Annotated in this window: 18 protein-coding genes; 10 read left to right on the plus strand and 8 right to left on the minus strand. The window is 69.5% G+C overall.

The window, feature by feature from the left end; all coding sequences use genetic code 11:
- Positions 1-5: 5 nt before the first annotated feature.
- The gene (locus AC5Y7V_RS22305) at positions 6-269 is read left to right on the plus strand and encodes a DUF2630 family protein (protein WP_499882184.1); all 264 of its coding nucleotides are present in this window, start codon (positions 6-8) and stop codon (positions 267-269) included.
- 2 nt (positions 270-271) lie between these two features.
- Entirely contained in the window at positions 272-1,855 is a 1,584-nt protein-coding gene (locus tag AC5Y7V_RS22310) for a phytoene desaturase family protein (RefSeq protein WP_499882185.1), read from the plus strand.
- 42 nt (positions 1,856-1,897) lie between these two features.
- Here AC5Y7V_RS22310 and AC5Y7V_RS22315 read toward each other — a convergent pair whose 3' ends face one another.
- Together AC5Y7V_RS22315 and pdxH are read right to left on the minus strand one after the other, a co-directional pair.
- A complete protein-coding gene (locus AC5Y7V_RS22315) occupies positions 1,898-3,193 on the minus strand; it encodes a citrate synthase (protein WP_499882186.1) in 1,296 nt (431 codons plus the stop codon).
- A gap of 177 nt (positions 3,194-3,370) precedes the next feature.
- Complete coding sequence (pdxH, locus tag AC5Y7V_RS22320) at positions 3,371-4,030, minus strand: pyridoxamine 5'-phosphate oxidase (RefSeq protein WP_499882187.1); 660 nt, start codon at positions 4,028-4,030, stop codon at positions 3,371-3,373.
- A gap of 72 nt (positions 4,031-4,102) precedes the next feature.
- Between pdxH and AC5Y7V_RS22325 the strand changes: the two genes are divergently transcribed.
- Positions 4,103-5,224, plus strand: a complete 1,122-nt coding sequence (locus tag AC5Y7V_RS22325) for a citrate synthase 2 (RefSeq protein WP_499882188.1) — start codon at positions 4,103-4,105, stop codon at positions 5,222-5,224.
- A gap of 140 nt (positions 5,225-5,364) precedes the next feature.
- Positions 5,365-5,823 (plus strand): VOC family protein, encoded by a 459-nt coding sequence (locus tag AC5Y7V_RS22330; protein WP_499882189.1) that lies wholly within the window; start codon positions 5,365-5,367, stop codon positions 5,821-5,823.
- Here the strand turns inward: AC5Y7V_RS22330 and AC5Y7V_RS22335 are convergent.
- Positions 5,820-7,508: an FAD-dependent oxidoreductase gene (locus AC5Y7V_RS22335; RefSeq protein ID WP_499882190.1), complete on the minus strand. Its 1,689-nt coding sequence runs from the start codon at positions 7,506-7,508 to the stop codon at positions 5,820-5,822. The genes AC5Y7V_RS22330 and AC5Y7V_RS22335 overlap by 4 nt on opposite strands.
- A gap of 18 nt (positions 7,509-7,526) precedes the next feature.
- The gene (locus AC5Y7V_RS22340) at positions 7,527-8,537 is read right to left on the minus strand and encodes an AurF N-oxygenase family protein (RefSeq protein ID WP_499882191.1); all 1,011 of its coding nucleotides are present in this window, start codon (positions 8,535-8,537) and stop codon (positions 7,527-7,529) included.
- A 209-nt stretch (positions 8,538-8,746) separates the two neighbouring features.
- Here AC5Y7V_RS22340 and serC point away from each other — a divergent pair, with 209 nt between their 5' ends.
- Together serC and sepH are read left to right on the plus strand one after the other, a co-directional pair.
- Positions 8,747-9,865 carry a phosphoserine transaminase gene (gene serC / locus AC5Y7V_RS22345; protein ID WP_499882192.1) on the plus strand — a complete coding sequence of 373 codons (1,119 nt, stop codon included), beginning with the start codon at positions 8,747-8,749 and terminating at the stop codon, positions 9,863-9,865.
- Positions 9,866-9,986: 121 nt separating this feature from the next.
- Positions 9,987-10,742 carry a septation protein SepH gene (sepH, locus tag AC5Y7V_RS22350; RefSeq protein WP_499882193.1) on the plus strand — a complete coding sequence of 252 codons (756 nt, stop codon included), beginning with the start codon at positions 9,987-9,989 and terminating at the stop codon, positions 10,740-10,742.
- A 54-nt stretch (positions 10,743-10,796) separates the two neighbouring features.
- Here the strand turns inward: sepH and AC5Y7V_RS22355 are convergent, their stop codons facing one another.
- From AC5Y7V_RS22355 to AC5Y7V_RS22365, 3 genes are read right to left on the minus strand one after another with little or no spacing between them, the layout of a single operon-like run.
- A complete protein-coding gene (locus tag AC5Y7V_RS22355; RefSeq protein ID WP_499882194.1) occupies positions 10,797-11,069 on the minus strand; it encodes a DUF2537 domain-containing protein in 273 nt (90 codons plus the stop codon).
- Positions 11,066-11,890, minus strand: coding sequence for a TrmH family RNA methyltransferase (locus tag AC5Y7V_RS22360; RefSeq protein ID WP_499882195.1), 825 nt, complete (start codon positions 11,888-11,890; stop codon positions 11,066-11,068). Before AC5Y7V_RS22360 ends, AC5Y7V_RS22355 begins: the two co-directional genes overlap by 4 nt.
- A complete protein-coding gene (locus AC5Y7V_RS22365; RefSeq protein ID WP_499882196.1) occupies positions 11,887-12,318 on the minus strand; it encodes an Rv0880 family HTH-type transcriptional regulator in 432 nt (143 codons plus the stop codon). The genes AC5Y7V_RS22360 and AC5Y7V_RS22365 overlap by 4 nt, the downstream gene beginning before the upstream one ends.
- Positions 12,319-12,411: 93 nt before the next feature.
- Between AC5Y7V_RS22365 and AC5Y7V_RS22370 the strand changes: the two genes are divergently transcribed.
- Both AC5Y7V_RS22370 and AC5Y7V_RS22375 read left to right on the plus strand, forming a co-directional pair.
- Positions 12,412-12,687, plus strand: coding sequence for a DUF2530 domain-containing protein (locus tag AC5Y7V_RS22370; RefSeq protein WP_499882197.1), 276 nt, complete (start codon positions 12,412-12,414; stop codon positions 12,685-12,687).
- Positions 12,688-12,708: 21 nt separating this feature from the next.
- Positions 12,709-13,164, plus strand: coding sequence for an SRPBCC family protein (locus AC5Y7V_RS22375; protein WP_499882198.1), 456 nt, complete (start codon positions 12,709-12,711; stop codon positions 13,162-13,164).
- Here AC5Y7V_RS22375 and AC5Y7V_RS22380 read toward each other — a convergent pair.
- The gene (locus tag AC5Y7V_RS22380) at positions 13,161-14,072 is read right to left on the minus strand and encodes a DUF3027 domain-containing protein (protein WP_499882199.1); all 912 of its coding nucleotides are present in this window, start codon (positions 14,070-14,072) and stop codon (positions 13,161-13,163) included. The genes AC5Y7V_RS22375 and AC5Y7V_RS22380 overlap by 4 nt on opposite strands.
- Positions 14,073-14,203: 131 nt before the next feature.
- Between AC5Y7V_RS22380 and AC5Y7V_RS22385 the strand changes: the two genes are divergently transcribed.
- Both AC5Y7V_RS22385 and AC5Y7V_RS22390 read left to right on the plus strand, forming a co-directional pair.
- A complete protein-coding gene (locus AC5Y7V_RS22385; RefSeq protein ID WP_499882217.1) occupies positions 14,204-15,862 on the plus strand; it encodes an MFS transporter in 1,659 nt (552 codons plus the stop codon).
- Positions 15,859-16,359 carry a DUF2771 domain-containing protein gene (locus AC5Y7V_RS22390; RefSeq protein ID WP_499882200.1) on the plus strand — a complete coding sequence of 167 codons (501 nt, stop codon included), beginning with the start codon at positions 15,859-15,861 and terminating at the stop codon, positions 16,357-16,359. Before AC5Y7V_RS22385 ends, AC5Y7V_RS22390 begins: the two co-directional genes overlap by 4 nt.
- The last annotated feature ends 36 nt before the right edge of the window (positions 16,360-16,395 follow it).

A 16,395-nucleotide genomic window follows, 5' to 3' on the forward strand; every position in this document is an offset into this window, starting at 1 on the left:
GACCCATGGCCAACGGCAACAAACCGACCGACAGCGAAACCCTGGCACACATCCGCGGGCTGGTCGCCGAGGAGAAGACCCTGCGGGCGCAGCTGCAGCACGGCGAGATCAGCACGGACGACGAGCACGAACGCCTGCGCCGGCTCGAGGTCGAACTCGACCAGTGCTGGGACCTGCTGCGGCAACGCCGGGCGCTACGCGAGACCGGGGGCGACCCGCGCGAGGCGCAGGTGCGCCCGCCGGACGAGGTCGAGGGCTACCTGGGCTGAGCGTGCCCCCTTCGGAGGTCGACGTCGTCATCGTCGGCGGGGGCCACAACGGGCTGGTCGCGGCCGGCTACCTGGCCCGGGCCGGCCTTCGGGTGCGGTTGCTGGAACGGCTGGCGCAGGTCGGCGGCGCCGCGGTGTCCGTGCGGGCCTTCGACGGCGTCGACGTTCGACTGTCGCGCTACTCCTATCTGGTCAGCCTGCTGCCGTCCCGCATCGTCGAGGACCTGGGGATCGGCGTGCGGTTGGCCGGCCGGCGATTCTCGTCGTACACCCCCGACCCCGCCACCGACGGCCGCAGCGGGCTGCTGATCGGGCGCCCCGGGCAGTTCGCCGCCGTCGGCGCCGCCGAGGACGAGCCCCGTTTCGCCGCGTTCTACCAACGCTGCCGGCTGGTCACCCAGCGGCTCTGGCCGACGCTGCTCGAGCCGTTGCGCACCCGCGAGCAGGCCCGTCGGCACGTCACCGACGCCGGCGATCCCAGCGCGGCGGCCGCGTGGCACGCCATGGTCGACGAGCCGATCGGCCACGCAATCGCCGAGGCGGTCGGCAGCGACCTGGTGCGCGGCGTGATCGCGACCGACGCGCTCATCGGCACCTTCGCCCGCCTCGACGACCCGTCGCTGCGCCAAAACGTCTGCTTCCTGTATCACGTGCTGGGCGGGGGCACCGGCGACTGGAACGTCCCAGTCGGCGGGATGGGCTCACTGACAGCGGCACTGGCGGCGGCGGCCACCGGTCACGGCGCCGAAATCATCACGGGCGCCGAAGTTTTCGGCGTCGAACCGGACGGCCTGGTGCGCTACCGCCGCGGCGACGACGAGCGCTCGGTGCGGGGCCGGTTCGTTCTGGCCGGCGTCACACCGACGATCCTGGCCGAACTGCTCGGCGAGCGGCCGGCGGCCCCGGGCCAGGGGGCGCAGGTCAAGGTCAACATGGTGCTACGCCGCCTGCCCCGGTTGCGCGACGCCGCCGTCACACCCGAGCAGGCCTTCGCCGGGACGTTCCACGTCAACGAGACCTGGACCCAGCTGGACGCCGCCTATGAGCGCGCGGCCGGGGGGCAGATCCCGAATCCGCTGCCGTGCGAGGCCTATTGCCATTCGCTGACGGACCCCAGCATCCTGTCGGACGCCCTGCGGGACTCCGGCGCGCACACCATGACAGTCTTCGGCCTGCACACCCCGCACTCACTGTTCGACGGCGCTTACGACGGCGCCCTGCGCGACCGGCTGACCGACGCGGTGCTGGAGTCGCTGAATACCGTTCTGGCCGAACCGATTCAGGACGTCCTGATGAGGGACGCGCACGGCCGCGCCTGCATCGAGACCACCACCACCCTGGACCTGCACCGCACGCTGGGCATGACCGCGGGCAACATCTTTCACGGCGGGCTGTCGTGGCCGTTCGCCGACGACGACGACCCGCTGGACACCCCCGCGTGCCAATGGGGCGTGGCGACGGACCACGAACGAATCATGTTGTGCGGCTCGGGCGCCCGCCGCGGCGGGGCGGTGTCGGGCATCGGCGGCCACAACGCCGCGATGGCCGTGCTGGCTTCCCTCGCGAGCAGACGCAAAAGCACCTAATTCCGTGCCAAAAAGGGGGCTTTTGCGTCTGGTGGCCGAAAACTACCGGTCGTTGATGGTCGCGTAGTCGCGCTCGGTGTACCCGGTGTAGATCTGGCGCGGACGCCCGATCTTGCTGTCGCCCTCGTCGTGCATCTCGCGCCAGTGCGCGATCCAGCCGGGCAGCCGGCCCAACGCGAAGAGCACGGTGAACATCCGCGTCGGGAACCCGAGGGCCCGGTAGATCAGCCCGGTGTAGAAGTCGACGTTGGGGTAGAGCTTGCGCTCGACGAAGTAGTCGTCGGTCAGCGCCGCCTCTTCGAGTTCCTTGGCGATGCTGAGCAGGTCGTCGTCGCCGCCGAGCTTGGACAGGATCTTGTCGGCCTGTTCCTTGACGATGCGCGCCCGCGGGTCGTAGTTCTTGTAGACGCGGTGCCCGAAGCCCATCAGCTTGACACCGGCCTCGCGGTTCTTCACCTTGCGGACGAATTCGGTGACGTCGTCGTCGCTCTGGCGGATCTCTTCGAGCATCTCGAGCACCGCCTGGTTGGCGCCGCCGTGCAGCGGCCCCCACAGCGCGTTGATGCCGCCGGAGATCGAGGTGAACAGGTTGGCCCGCGACGAGCCGACCAGCCGAACCGTCGACGTCGAGCAGTTCTGCTCGTGGTCGGCGTGCAGGATGAACAGCATGTCCAGCGCCCGGACGATTTCCGGATCGGCGTGGTAGGGCTCCGCCGGCAGCCCGAACGTCATCCGCAGGAAGTTCTCCACCAGGGAAAGCGAGTTGTCCGGGTAGAGGAACGGTTGTCCGATCGACTTCTTGTAGGCGTAGGCGGCGATCGTGGGCAGCTTCGCCAGCAGGCGGGTGGTCGACAGCTCGACCTGGCCGTTGTCCACCGGGTCCAGCGCATCCGGGTAGTACGAGCTCAGGGCGTTCACCACGCTCGACAGCACCGGCATCGGGTGGGCGTTGGGCGGGAAGCCGTCGAAGAAGCGCTTCAGGTCCTCGTGCAGCATGGTGTGCCGCTGGATCCGGTTGGTGAATTCGTCCAGCTGCTGCTTGTTCGGCAGCTCGCCGTAGATGAGCAGGTAGCTGACCTCGATGAAGGTCGACTTCTCCGCGAGCTGCTCGATCGGGTAGCCGCGATACCGCAGGATCCCGGCGTCGCCGTCGATGTAGGTGATGGAGCTCTTGCAAGAGGCAGTGTTGACGAAGCCGTTGTCGAATGTCGTGTAGCCGGTCTTGGCCAACAGCGGGCCAAGCGCGATGCCGTCAGCTCCTTCGGTGGCGTGAACGACCTCCAGGTCGATCTCGCCCCCCGGGTACTTCAGAGTTGCGGTGTCGTCGGTGTCGGCCACGAGAACCCCTTTGCGCTCTGGCTGGTATGGCTGCCCTGACTAGGTGCTTACTGCTGAAGGTAGTCGTTGCGGCGGCGGCGCGCCTGCCCGGGGTCGAGTCCGCTGGTCGTGCGCCCGTCCGGCGGTTAAACGCCGGTGAATTCGGGGTGTGACGGGCCTCATAGCCCGCGTCGGCGTTCAGGGCTGTAGGCGCTCGACCCGCGCGCCGGCGACGCGAATCCGGTTGTGCACCCGGTTTTCCCGGCCCTGCCAGAATTCGACCACCTCGGGCGCGAGGAGGTAGCCACCCCAGTTGGGCGGAACCGGGACGGACTCCGAGTCGGCGAAGCGCTCCGTGACCTCGTTCAGCTGCTCGAGCAGCGCCGCGCGCGAGGCGATCGGGCGCGATTGGTGCGACGCCCACGCGCCCAGTTGCGAACCGCGCGGCCGCTGGGCCCAGTAGTCCTGCGTGACCTGCGGGTCGACCTTGCTCACCGCGCCGCGGATGTGCACCTGCCGGCCCAGCAGGTACCAGGGGAAAGTGGCCGACGCGTGGGGCGTGGCCGCCAGCTCGAAGCCCTTGGCCGAGTCGTAGTTGGTGAAAAAAGTGATTCCGGTCTCGTCGGCGCTCTTGCACAACACCGATCGGCTGACCGGCCTGCCTTCGGCGACGGTGGCCAACACGAACGCGTTGGGCTCGGCCACCCCGGCGCGCTCGGCGTCCTCAATCCACTTGCGGAACAAGGCAAGCCAGCCGTCGGCCAGCCAATCCGCATCCAGGTCCGGGCTGCCGTCTTTCTCGACCGACCCGTACTCCACGCGCATCCTCTGCAGGTGTTCCTCTGCTGGTCCAGCCATTGCGCCCACGCTACCGGCGGTTGCTACCGGCCGGTAGCGTCCGCCGGGACAGGGGGTGCGAGAATTTCTCCCATGACTGTTGTCCCCGAAAACTTTGTCCCCGGCCTGGAAGGCGTGGTGGCCTTCACCACCGAAATTGCCGAACCGGATAAAGACGGCGGCGCGCTGCGCTACCGCGGCGTCGACATCGAAGATCTGGTCACTCAGCAGGTCACCTTCGGCGACGTCTGGGCGTTGCTGGTCGACGGGAAGTTCGGCCACGGGCTGCCGCCCGCCGAGCCCTTCCCGCTGCCCATCCACACCGGCGACGTGCGGGTCGACGTGCAGGCCGGCCTGGCGATGCTGGCCCCCATCTGGGGCTACAAGCCCTTGCTCGACACCGACGAAGCCACCGCCCGCGACCAGCTGGCCCGGGCCTCGGTGATGGCCCTGTCCTACGTCGCACAGTCGGCGCGCGGCATCTACCAACCGGCCGTCCCGCAGCGGGTCATCGACGAATGCCCAACCGTCACAGCCCGATTCATGACCCGATGGCAGGGCGAGCCGGATCCGCGGCACGTCGAGGCCATCGACGCCTACTGGGTGTCGGCCGCCGAGCACGGCATGAACGCCTCGACGTTCACCGCGCGGGTGATCGCCTCGACCGGCGCCGACGTTGCGGCGTCGCTGTCGGGCGCGATCGGGGCGATGAGCGGCCCGCTGCACGGTGGCGCACCAGCTCGGGTGCTGCCGATGCTCGAGGAGGTCGAGCGCACGGGCGACGCCCGCGGCCTGGTCAAGTCGATCCTGGACCGCGGCGACAAGCTGATGGGCTTCGGCCACCGGGTTTACCGCGCCGAGGACCCCCGGGCCCGCGTGCTGCGCGCGGCGGCGGAGCGGCTCGGCGCCCCGCGCCATGAGGTCGCGGTTGCGCTGGAGCAGGCCGCGCTGGCCGAACTGCGGGAGCGGCGTCCGGACCGGGCCATCGAGACCAACGTCGAGTTCTGGGCCGCCGTCATCCTGGACTTCGCCCGCGTTCCGGCCAACATGATGCCGGCGATGTTCACCTGTGGACGCACCGCGGGGTGGTGCGCCCACATCCTCGAGCAGAAGCGGCTCGGCAAGCTGGTCCGCCCGTCGGCCATCTATGTGGGACCGGGCCCGCGCAGCCCGGGAGAAGTCGAGGGCTGGGACCGGGTTCTCACCCACGCCTGATTCCGCGCGGTCGGTTTGTTGTCGGTGCCCGGCGGTTGAATGGTCCCGGCCGCGATGAGTTTGGGTCGCGCGCCGAGTCAGTAACCGTGAGCCGGCCCCCGCCTGGGCCGGCATCCGAGACCGACAACAAGGAGAACACCATGGCGATCAACGTCGAACCAGCAGTTATCCCGCACCTCGTCGTCGACAACGCCGCCGCGGCGATCGACTTCTACGTCAAGGCGTTTGGCGCCGAGGAACTGGGCCGCGTGCCCGGTCCCGACGGCAGGCTGGTCCACGCCGCGCTGCGCATCAACGGCTTCGCGGTGATGCTCAACGACGACTTCCCGGAAACCTGTGGCGGCAAGTCGATGACACCCAAGTCGCTGGGCGGAACCCCGGTCACCATTCACCTGACGGTCACCGACGTCGACGCCAAGTTCCAGCGGGCGCTCGACGCGGGCGCCACCGTGGTGGCCCCGTTGGACGACCAGTTCTGGGGGGACCGCTACGGCGTGGTCGCCGACCCGTTCGGCCACCACTGGTCGCTGGGGCAGCCGGTGCGCGAGGTCAGCCCCGACGAGATCGCAGCCGCGATGGCCGGGCAGGGCGCCGGCTAACCGCGCAGCCGCTCCACCAGCCGGCGTCGCAGCGGCGGCGCCGGCGGTGCGGTGGCCGCCGCGGCAAGCATGTCGGCGACGGCGGTGAACTTGTTGCGTGGCCGCCCGTCGTGGCCGCCGCGCTCGATCTCCGCGGCGTCGATCGCGCGCCATCCGGCCGAGTCGACGACGTCGGGTCGCCGCGCCCGCACGAGCCTGCCCAGCGCCTCCGGCTTGGCGACGGGATCGGTGAGCCGGCCGGCGTTGAAGTCGGCCACCAGGGCGTGGACGGTTTGCACCGAGCACGACTTGTTGGTGCCGATAAACCCCGTCGGGCCACGCTTGATCCAGCCCGCCACGTACGCGCCGGGCACCGGCCGGCCGGAGCCGGGGTCGACGACGCGGCCGTCCTCATTGGGCACCACGGCCGCCGACTCGTCGAACGGAAGATCGCGAATCGCCTTGCCGCGGTAGCCGATCGACGTCAGCACCAGGCCCGCCTCGAGCCGGCGCGCCTCGTCGGTGCCGGTGACGGAGAACTCCACGCCGGTCGCGCGCCGCTCGCCCAGCACCCGCTCGGGAGTGAGCTGATAGGCCAGCCGGATTCGCGGCCGCGTCAGCGGCGCCGAAGCGTCGCCCAGCTTGCTCAGGATCTCCAGCTTGGCCTTGGTCAGCGGATCCGAAGCGCTCGCCAGATCGCTCGCCACGCGCTCGTGGTCCGCGGCGTCGAGCACGACCTCGGAGGCGCCGGTCAGCCCGATCAATTCGGGCAGGGTGAACGCCGAATGGGCGGGCCCGCGGCGGGCGGCGATCACCACCTCCCGCGCCGCCGAGCGGCGAAGCGCCGCGAGCGCATGGTCGGAGAGGTCGGTGCGGGCGAGGTCCTCGGGGTCCGCCGTCAGCATTCGGGCCACATCGAGGGCGACGTTGCCGTTGCCGATGATCACCGCGCGTTCGTGACCGAGATCGACTGGCAGATCGGTGAAGTCGGGATGCCCGTTGATCCACGCGACCAACTCGGTGGCGGTACCCGTCCCCGGCAGGCCCATGCCGTCGATGTCCAGCCTGCGATCGTCGGGCGCGCCCACCGCGTACAGCACGGCGTGATGGTGGGCCAACAGATCGGCGTGGCTGAGGTGCTCGCCGACCTCGATGTTGAGGTAGAACCGGAAGTGGCGGTGGCCGGACACGCGGTCGAACAGCCGCGTGACTCTTTTGGTGTTCTGGTGATCCGGCGCCACCCCGGCGCGCACCAATCCGTATGGCGTGGGCAGCTTCTCAAAGACGTTGACCCGCACCCCGCGCTGAGTAAGCAGTTCGTCAGCGGCATACATCGCCGCCGGACCGGATCCCACGATGGCCACGGTCAACGGCTGGCGGCGCGCCCGCACCTCGGCGGCCGGGATCACCGGGGCCAGCTTCGACGTCGGCGGCAGCTTCACCCCGGCGGGCCGCTCGGGATAAAAGGAGGCGTTGATCTCGACGAAGGGCAGCTGCTTGGGCTCCAGCCGAGTGTCGGGCGCGATCGCGCCGACCGGGCACGCGCTCACGCACGCACCGCAGTCCACACAGGCCACCGGATCGATGTAAAGCATCTCCGCGGTCGCGAAACCAGGCTCGTCCGGCGTGGGGTGAATGCAGTTCACCGGACACGCGAAGACACAGGACCCGTCGTTGCAGCACGACTGGGTAATGACATGCGGCATAGCTGAACTCGCGGTCGGTCAGGCGGCCAGGTGCTGGCGCTGCGGCTCGCTGCGGTAGCGCGACGGCTTGCCGTACATCTTGAACATCCGCCACACCAGCTTGGCGATCGGGTTCATCAGTCCGGTGTCGTAGGCCAGCATCCGGACATCACCGAACATGTCGCGCAACCACTTTCGCGAATCCGCGGACCCGAAGAACAGCTCCTTTTTGACCTCGCGCGGGATGTCGAACTTCACCCAGAACTCCTTGGGCGGCACCACGATTGCCCGGCACAGCCGCCACATGGTCAACGGAAGATAAATCGACACCACAAATCGCTTCATCGGGCTCAACTGCGGCAACCGCTTACGCAGAAATTCGTGCGCGAACGAGATGTGCCGGGCCTCCTCGGCCACGTGAATGGCCATCACCCGCTCCATGATCGGATGCAGCGACTTGCCTTCGCGCAGAACATTCTTCTGCGTGTGGTCGATGGGCTCCTCGCCCGCGAGCACCCCGATGAAGAACGCAATGGGCAGCGGGCCCGCCACCAGTGGCACCACGGGTGAAATCCAACGCAGCTTGCGTGGCATGCCCGGAACGTCGGCGCCGATGCGGTTGACCATCTCCTGGAACATCATGGTGTGGTTGCACTCTTCGACCGATTCGTGCAGGCAGTACCGGTATTCCGGCGAACCGTTGGGCACCCAGAACGTGTAGTTCATCAGCCCGCGGATCAGGATCGACTCGAAGTGCAGTCCCACCTTGGCCACGTTGGCCTGCCGCCACATGCCGATTTCGATCTTGCGTTCGTCCGACTGGGCCAGATACCACGGGTGCCGGCCCATCGGGTCGGTCGTCGGCAGAATCCACCGCGGGTCGTTCTCGGTGACCGCGAATTCCGGTGAGTCCCAGTCGATGTCGGTATACGGGTTGAAGTTTCGCCGCACCGACCCCTCGGACAGTGTGGCAAGCATGTTCACGTACTCGGCGTCATCGCGGACTTCCATGTTGCGCCGCCAACGCCGGACCGTTCGCGTCCTGTCCATTCCAAGCCTCCCCAACGAGGTTTACATTCGGACGTGCAATGTCCAGACAGTACCGCAGGTACCGGGTATTTTCTAGACCGCTCCGACCGGCTGTGGCCTGACCGGTGGTCACGCGAGTGGTGTGGCGTGGCTCACATCTCGCGTAGCCCCACCCGGGCCAGCTCGGCCCACGACGTCGGCGCCCCCGGCGGCTCACTAGGCTGGCTGACATGGCTGACCAGCTCGAGATCCCTTCTGACATCAAACCCCGCGACGGCCGCTTCGGGTCCGGCCCGTCGAAGGTCCGGCCCGAGCAACTCAAGGCGCTGACCACCACCGCCGCGCCGCTGTTCGGCACGTCGCACCGGCAGGCCCCCGTCAAGGATCTGGTGGGCCGGGTCCGGTCGGGAGTCAGGGAGCTGTTCTCGGTGCCGGACGGCTACGAGGTCATCCTGGGCAACGGCGGCGCGACGGCGTTCTGGGACGCCGCCGCGTTCGGGCTGATCGACAAGCGCTCGCTGCATCTGTCCTTCGGCGAGTTCAGCTCGAAGTTCGCCTCCTGCGTCGCCAAGAACCCGTTCGTCGGCGACCCCATCATCATCAAGTCGGACGCCGGCAGCGCCCCCGAGCCGCAGAGCGACCCGTCGGTCGACGCGATCGGGTGGGCGCACAACGAGACCTCGACCGGTGTTGCGGTTGCGGTCCGCCGCCCCGCCGGCGCGGACGACGCGCTGGTCCTCATCGACGCGACCTCGGGGGCCGGCGGTCTGCCCGTCGACATCACCCAGGCCGACGTCTACTACTTCTCGCCGCAGAAGAACTTCGCCAGCGACGGCGGCCTGTGGCTGGCCATCATGAGCCCCGCCGCGCTGGCGCGCGTCGAGTCGATCGCCGCGTCCGGGCGCTGGGTGCCGGACTTCTTGTCGCTGCCCATCGCGGTGGAGAACAGCCTGAAGAACCAGACCTACAACACCCCGGCAATCGGCACCCTGGCGCTGATGGCCGAACAGCTGGACTGGATGCTGGGCAGCGGCGGGCTCGACTGGGCGGTCAAGCGGACCGCGGACTCGTCGCAGCGGTTGTACTCCTGGGCCGAGGAGCGGCCCTACACCACGCCGTTCGTCGCCGATCCCGCGTTGCGCTCCCAGGTGGTGGGCACGATCGACCTCGCCGACGACGTCGACGCCGCGGCCGTCGCCAAGACTTTGCGGGCGAACGGCATCGTCGACACCGAGCCGTACCGCAAGCTGGGCCGCAACCAGTTGCGGGTCGCGATGTTCCCCGCGGTCGACCCCGAGGACGTCAGCGCCCTGACCCGGTGCGTCGACTGGGTGGTCGAGCGGCTGTAACCGGACTGTCATCGGCCGGCAACCCGCCAGCGTGTCAGAGCGGGTTACCGGCGTTAGCTGCATTAGAGTGCGCACCTGACGGGTCCGTTGCGCAACGGGACGGAGCCTGCGAGGAGAAGCCATGCGGGTACTCAAAGTGGTTGGTCTCGACGACGACGGCAAATACATCATCTGTGAGGGTGATGACCCCGCAGACCGGTTCAAGCTGGCGGCCGACGACAGACTCCGGGCCGCCCTGCGAGGCGAGGCGCCACCGCTCGAGCAGCCGCCGCTCGACATGCAATTCACCAACATGCTGAGCCCCAAGGAAATTCAGGCCCGGATTCGCGCCGGCGCGTCCGTCGAGCAGGTGGCCGCCACCTCGGGCTCGGATATCGTGCGCGTGCGCCGGTTCGCGCACCCGGTGTTGCTGGAACGCGCCCGCGCCGCGGAGCTGGCAACGGCCGCGCACCCGATGCTCGCCGACGGACCGTCGGTGCTGACGCTGCTGGAGACCATCAGCACCGCGCTGGTGGCGCGCGGCCTCGAACCCGACCGGCTCAGCTGGGACGCCTGGCGCAACGAGGACAGCCGCTGGACCGTGCAGCTCGCCTGGAAGGCCGGCCGCACCGACAACATCGCGCACTTCTGCTTCACCCCCGGCGCCCACGGCGGCACGGTCACGGCGACCGACGACTCGGCCAGCGAGCTGATCGACCCGGACTTCGAGCGTCCGCTGCGACCGCTCGCGCGGGTGGCCCCCATCGAACGCGAAGAAGAGCCGAAGCCTGCGCCGCCCGCCCCGCCCGAACAGCCGGTGCACACCCGACGTGGCAAGCCGGTCATCCCGGCGTGGGAAGACGTGCTGCTCGGTGTGCGCTCAGGCGGGCAGCGCTAGGCGCCCGATGGCGGTGACCCGCTCCGCCCGGCTACGCCGCGCTCGCGATCACCGCTAGCCCGAAATCGTCAGCGCCAGCAGCGTCACCCAGGCGCCCGCGACACCCATCGCCGCGCCGAGCACAAACCAGCGCAGCACCAAGGTGCGCCGCCAACCCCACAGCGTCGGCGCCAACCCCCCCGCCGCCACGACGTTGAGGCCGACCGCCAACAGCGGATGCACCCGGATCAGCCCCAGACTCAGCACGACGATGGCGATCCCGGTGACCGCGGCCACGAACGCGGACACCGTCAAACCCGTTGCCCAGGGGACGGACTCGTCGCTCACCACGTGAGCCTAGCCCGCTCGTAGAAGGCCAGGGCCGCCGCCGTGGCGACGTTGAGCGAGTCGGTACCCCGCGACATCGGGATGCGAACCCACACGTCGCTGAGCCGCAGGGCGGCTCTCGTCAGGCCCGGGCCCTCGGCGCCCACCACCACCGCGACGCGTTGGTCGACCATCGCGGCCATCGCCTCGGCCAGCGCGGAGGCCTCGCGCTGCGGGGTCATGGCCAGCAGCCGAAATCCGCTCTCCTTCAACAACATAAGGTCATTGGGCCACTCGGAGGCTCGCGCATACGGCACCAGCAGGGCGTGGCCCATGGACACCCGCACGGCGCGGCGGTACAACGGGTCCGCGCACCCGGCGCCGAACACCACCGCGTCCACACCCAGCCCCGCCGCGTTGCGAAAGATCGAGCCCAGGTTCTCGTGGTCGTTGACGCCCTCGAGCACCGCGACGGTGCGGGCGCTCTCCACCACCTCCACGACGCTGGGTTCCGGCACCCGGCGCGCGGCCGCCAGCACGCCGCGATTCAGGTGGAAGCCGACCACTTTCGCCATCACCTCGGCCGAGGCCCGGTAGTACGGCGCCGCTGTGTCGACCAGATCGTCCTCGAGTTCAGCCAGCCTGCGTTCGGTGCCCAGCAGGGCGTGCGGGGTGAATCGCGACGCCAGCATGCGCTGCACCACCAGCACGCCTTCGGCGATCACCAGCCCCTTGCCGGTCGGTAGATCGGGACGGCGATCGACGCTGTTCAGGTCGCGGAAATCGTCGAGCCGGGGGTCGTCGGGATCGGTGACGTCCTGAACGTCCGGGCCGTCGGTCACGGGCCTTCGTCGACAAGCGCCAACATCATGTCGGCGGCCTCGCGCAGGGTGTCGCGTTGCTCGACGTCCAGCGTCGCCAGCCGCTTTGCCAGCCACTCCTGGCGGGCCCGACGGTTCGCCTTGACCAGCTCGGCGCCGGCCTCGGACACCGAGACCAGCACCTGGCGGCCGTCGACGGGGTGCGGGGTGCGATCGACCAGACCCATCTCGGCCAGCGAAGCGATCACCCGCGTCATCGACGGCGGCCGGACGCGCTCGCGAATCGCCAACGCGCCGGGGGTCATCGCGCCCTCGTTGGCCAGCGTGGCCAGCGCCGACAACTGAGACAGCGACACCGGCGACGACGGATTGCGGAACCGCAGTTGGCGGGCCAGCCGCATGACCGCCAGCGACAGGTCGCTGGCCAGCCGCGCATCGCTGTCAGGCATGGCGCGAGGGTACACGCAACGCAAGAAACACGGGACACGAAACGGCCAACCACGGACTTTGGTCCTTTGCTCGCGCGGGCTATGTTGATCGCAATGACTGTCGAACCCGGCCAAGGCCGCGAGGCGCCGCCGCTGCCGGCCTCGCTGCTCGAGGTGTGGCCGGTCGTGGCGGTCGGCTTCGCGGGTTGGCTGATCGGCGCCTTCCTCGCGTTCGTCGTGCCCGCCCTGCAGAGTTGGCGCCCGGTGACGCTGGGCGGGTTGGGCGTCGGGCTGATCGGCACCAGCATCTTCGTGTTGCAGCTCGCCGCCGCGCGCCGCGGCGCACGCGGCGCGCAGACCGGCCTCGAAACCTACTTGGACCGCAATTAAATTCGCCGAACGGGAGAAGCAATGGTCGCCCCGCTACTGCAAGCGCAAATCGACATCGACGCTCCGGCCTCGAAGGTCTGGGCCCTGATCTCCGATTTCCGGCGGATGCCGCAGTGGAGCCCGCAGTGTCGCTGGATGCGGCCCATCGGCCCGGTTCGCCCCGGCACCCGCACGGTCAACCTCAACCGCCGCAACCGCGTGTTCTGGCCCACCACGAGCACGGTGGTCGAGGTGGTTCCCGAGAAGAAGCTGGCGTTCCGGGTCAACACCAACCACACCGTCTGGAGCTACGAACTCGAGCCCCACGGTGAGGGCACCCGGGTGGTGGAGAGCCGCCACGCCGAGAACGGCGTCACCGCCATCTCGAACCTCTCGGTCAACGCGATGTTGGGCGGGACCACGAACTTCGAACGCGAGTTGCTCGAAGGAATGAACACCTCGCTGGCGAGGATCAAGGCCGCCGCCGAGAAAGGCTAGGCCTCCGGTTCGGCGGGCTCGGGCGGGGACTCCGGCGCTTCCGGTGGCGACTCCAGCGCTTCCGGTGGCGACTCCGGCGCTTCGGCCTGAACCGACTCCACCGCCTCGGCCTGAGCCGGCGGCGGGTTCTCCGCAACGTCGAGCACGCCGTCGTCGTAGGGGTCGTACATCGGCGAGCCGGCACCGGCCGGGGCCGGGGTGTCCGAATGGGCGCCGCAGCCGTACTGCTTGTCGACAATGTGCCCGTCGGCGGACAGCTCGTTGCCGCACACCCCGAACATCGCACCCAGCGCTCCGGACAGCGGCAGGAAAAAGCCGCAGTCGCGGCACACCCGCTTGGTCGAACGCGCCATCGCCGAATCGGGACCGTAGTCGCCGGTGTGCCATCGCTCGGCCGCCTCGGCGCGGCCCACGGGACCCATCACCCAGCGCCGGCCCAACCCGACCTCGGCGGCGGTCTCGTCGACCTGCGGATCACCGCTGGCGGCGTAGCCCGGGACCAACCGGGGGTCGTCGGCCGCGGGCGCCAGCAGGTCGCCGGGCCCCAGATCCCCCGGCCGCACCCGCTCCTCCCAGGGCACCCATTCCGGGGCCAGCAACGCCGTCGGACCCGGGATCAGCGCGACTTCGCTGATCGTGGCGTGGTCCGCGCCCCGGTAGCCGGCGACCACGGCCGCCCACTGCCAGCCCTGGTAGCCGGGCAAATGCGCCAGGAAGCGGTGGGTCGCGGCGTTCGGGTCCTCGAAGCTGACGCCCAGGTAGTCCCCGACGGCCTCGGGACCGGCGAACTCCTCGACGGCGGCCCTGGCCTGGTCAGCCGCGCCCGAGAGCAGCGCCGCCAACTCGTCGGGCCACTCGGCCACCGTCGTCGCGGCGGGCTCCACTGACTCTTCGGTGGGTCCGGTCACGCTGCCCCCTCTCTGGTGTCGGTCGGACTGCAGTGCGTCTCCATACTAGGTTGGCGAGCCACGCCCTGTTGCCTGCCGGCATAGGACAGAATTGACCTGTGTCTGGACGGCGGCGTGAACCCCGGGGCCGGGTGGCCTCTAACCCGGGCCGCCGGCCCCGCCCCGCCGCCAAGGGGTCGGCCAACCAGCATCCCGGCATGGCCAACTACCCGGCCGACGGCTCCGACGATCGCCGGTCGCGTCGGCCGCCGCCGATGCCGAGCGCGAACCGCTACCTCCCGCCGCTGGGCGAGCAGTCCGAGCCGGACCGCACCGGCGGTCCGCCCCCACGGGGTGCCGCCGCCAGCGAACGCATCACCGTCACCCGCGCGGCCGCGATGCGCAGCCGCGAAATGGGGTCCCGCATGTACTGGATGGTGCAGCGGGCCGCCACAGCCGACGGCGCCGACAAATCGGGCCTGACCGCGCTGACGTGGCCGGTGGTCGCCAACTTCGCGGTCGACTCGGCGATGGCGGTCGCGCTGGCCAACACCCTGTTCTTCGCCGCGGCCAGCGGGGAGAGCAAGTCCAAAGTGGCTCTGTACCTGTTGATTACGATCGCCCCGTTCGCGGTGATCGCGCCGCTGATCGGCCCGGCGCTGGACCGCCTGCAGCACGGCCGGCGCGTCGCGCTGGCGCTGTCGTTCGCGCTGCGCACCCTGCTGGCCGTGCTGTTGATCATGAACTACGACGGCGCCTCCGGCAGCTTCCCGTCGATGGTGCTCTATCCGTGCGCGCTGGCGATGATGGTGCTGTCGAAGTCGTTCAGCGTGCTGCGCAGCGCGGTGACACCCAGGGTGATGCCGCCGTCGATCGACCTGGTGCGGGTCAATTCCCGGCTGACCGTGTTCGGACTGCTCGGCGGCACCATCGCCGGCGGCGCCATCGCGGGCGGCGTCGAGTTCGTCTGCACCCACCTCTTCAAGCTGCCCGGCGCGCTGTTCGTCGTTGTCGCGGTCACGATCGCGGGCGCTTTCCTGTCGATGCGGATCCCGCGCTGGGTCGAGGTGACCGCGGGTGAAGTCCCGGCCACCCTGAGCTACCGGCGCGACAGCGACCAACCGCGCCGATGGCCCGACGAGGTCAAAAGGGTCGGAGGAACGCTTCGACAACCGTTGGGCCGCAACATCATCACCTCGCTGTGGGGCAATTGCACCATCAAGGTGATGGTCGGCTTCCTGTTCTTGTACCCGGCGTTCGTCGCCAAGGCGCATCAGGCCAACGGATGGGCCCAGTTGGCGATGCTCGGCATGATCGGGGCCGCGGCCGCGATCGGCAACTTCGCCGGAAACTTCGCCAGCGCGCGCCTGCAGCTGGGCCGGCCCGCCGTGCTGGTGGTGCGCTGCGCGGTGGCGGTGTGCGCCGTCGCACTGGCGGCCGCCGTGGCGGGAACCCTGATGGTGACGGTGATCGCCACCCTGATCACGTCCGGCTCCAGCGCCATCGCGAAGGCCTCGCTCGACGCCTCCCTGCAGCACGATCTGCCCGAGGAGTCGCGGGCGTCGGGATTCGGGCGATCGGAATCGACCCTGCAGCTGGCCTGGGTGCTGGGTGGGGCGCTCGGGGTCCTGGTGTACACCGAACTGTGGGTCGGCTTCACCGCGGTCAGCGCCCTGCTCATCCTCGGGCTGGCCCAGACCCTCGTCAGCTTCCGCGGCGACTCGCTGATCCCCGGCCTGGGCGGCAATCGGCCCGTCATGGTCGAGCAGGAGGGGACACGCCGGGGCAGGCCGGCGGCGGTGCCGGAGTGAGACGCGGCGTGGTCGCGCTCGTCGCGGCCGTGGTGGTACTGGCGTGCGCCGGGGCTGGGTTCGGTACGTGGCTGCTGGTGCGCCGCACCGGCCCGCAGCAGCCCGAGATCAGCGCCTACTCGCACGGGCACCTGACCCGGGTGGGGCCCTACCTGTACTGCGACGTGCTCAACCTCAACGACTGCCAGACGCCGCAGACCCAAGGCGAGCTACCGCTCAACGAGCATTACCCGGTGCAACTTTCGGTTCCCGACGCCATCGCACGGGCGCCGTGGCGGCTACTGCAGGTCTATGAGGATCCTGCCAACACGACCGCGACCATGTTTCGACCGGGCTCGCGCCTCGCGGTCACCATTCCGGCGGTGGACCCGCAGCGCGGCAAGCTGACCGGGATAGTCGTGCAATTGCTGACGTTGGTGGTCGACGACGGCCAACAGAACGACATCACCGCCGTTCGCGCCGTCCCGCACGCGGAATGGTCAGTGCGACTGACTTAACCCGGCCGAGCGTCGACTTGTTGCGCCGAAGCGGGC

The organism is Mycobacterium sp. NGS34, assembly GCF_059812845.1.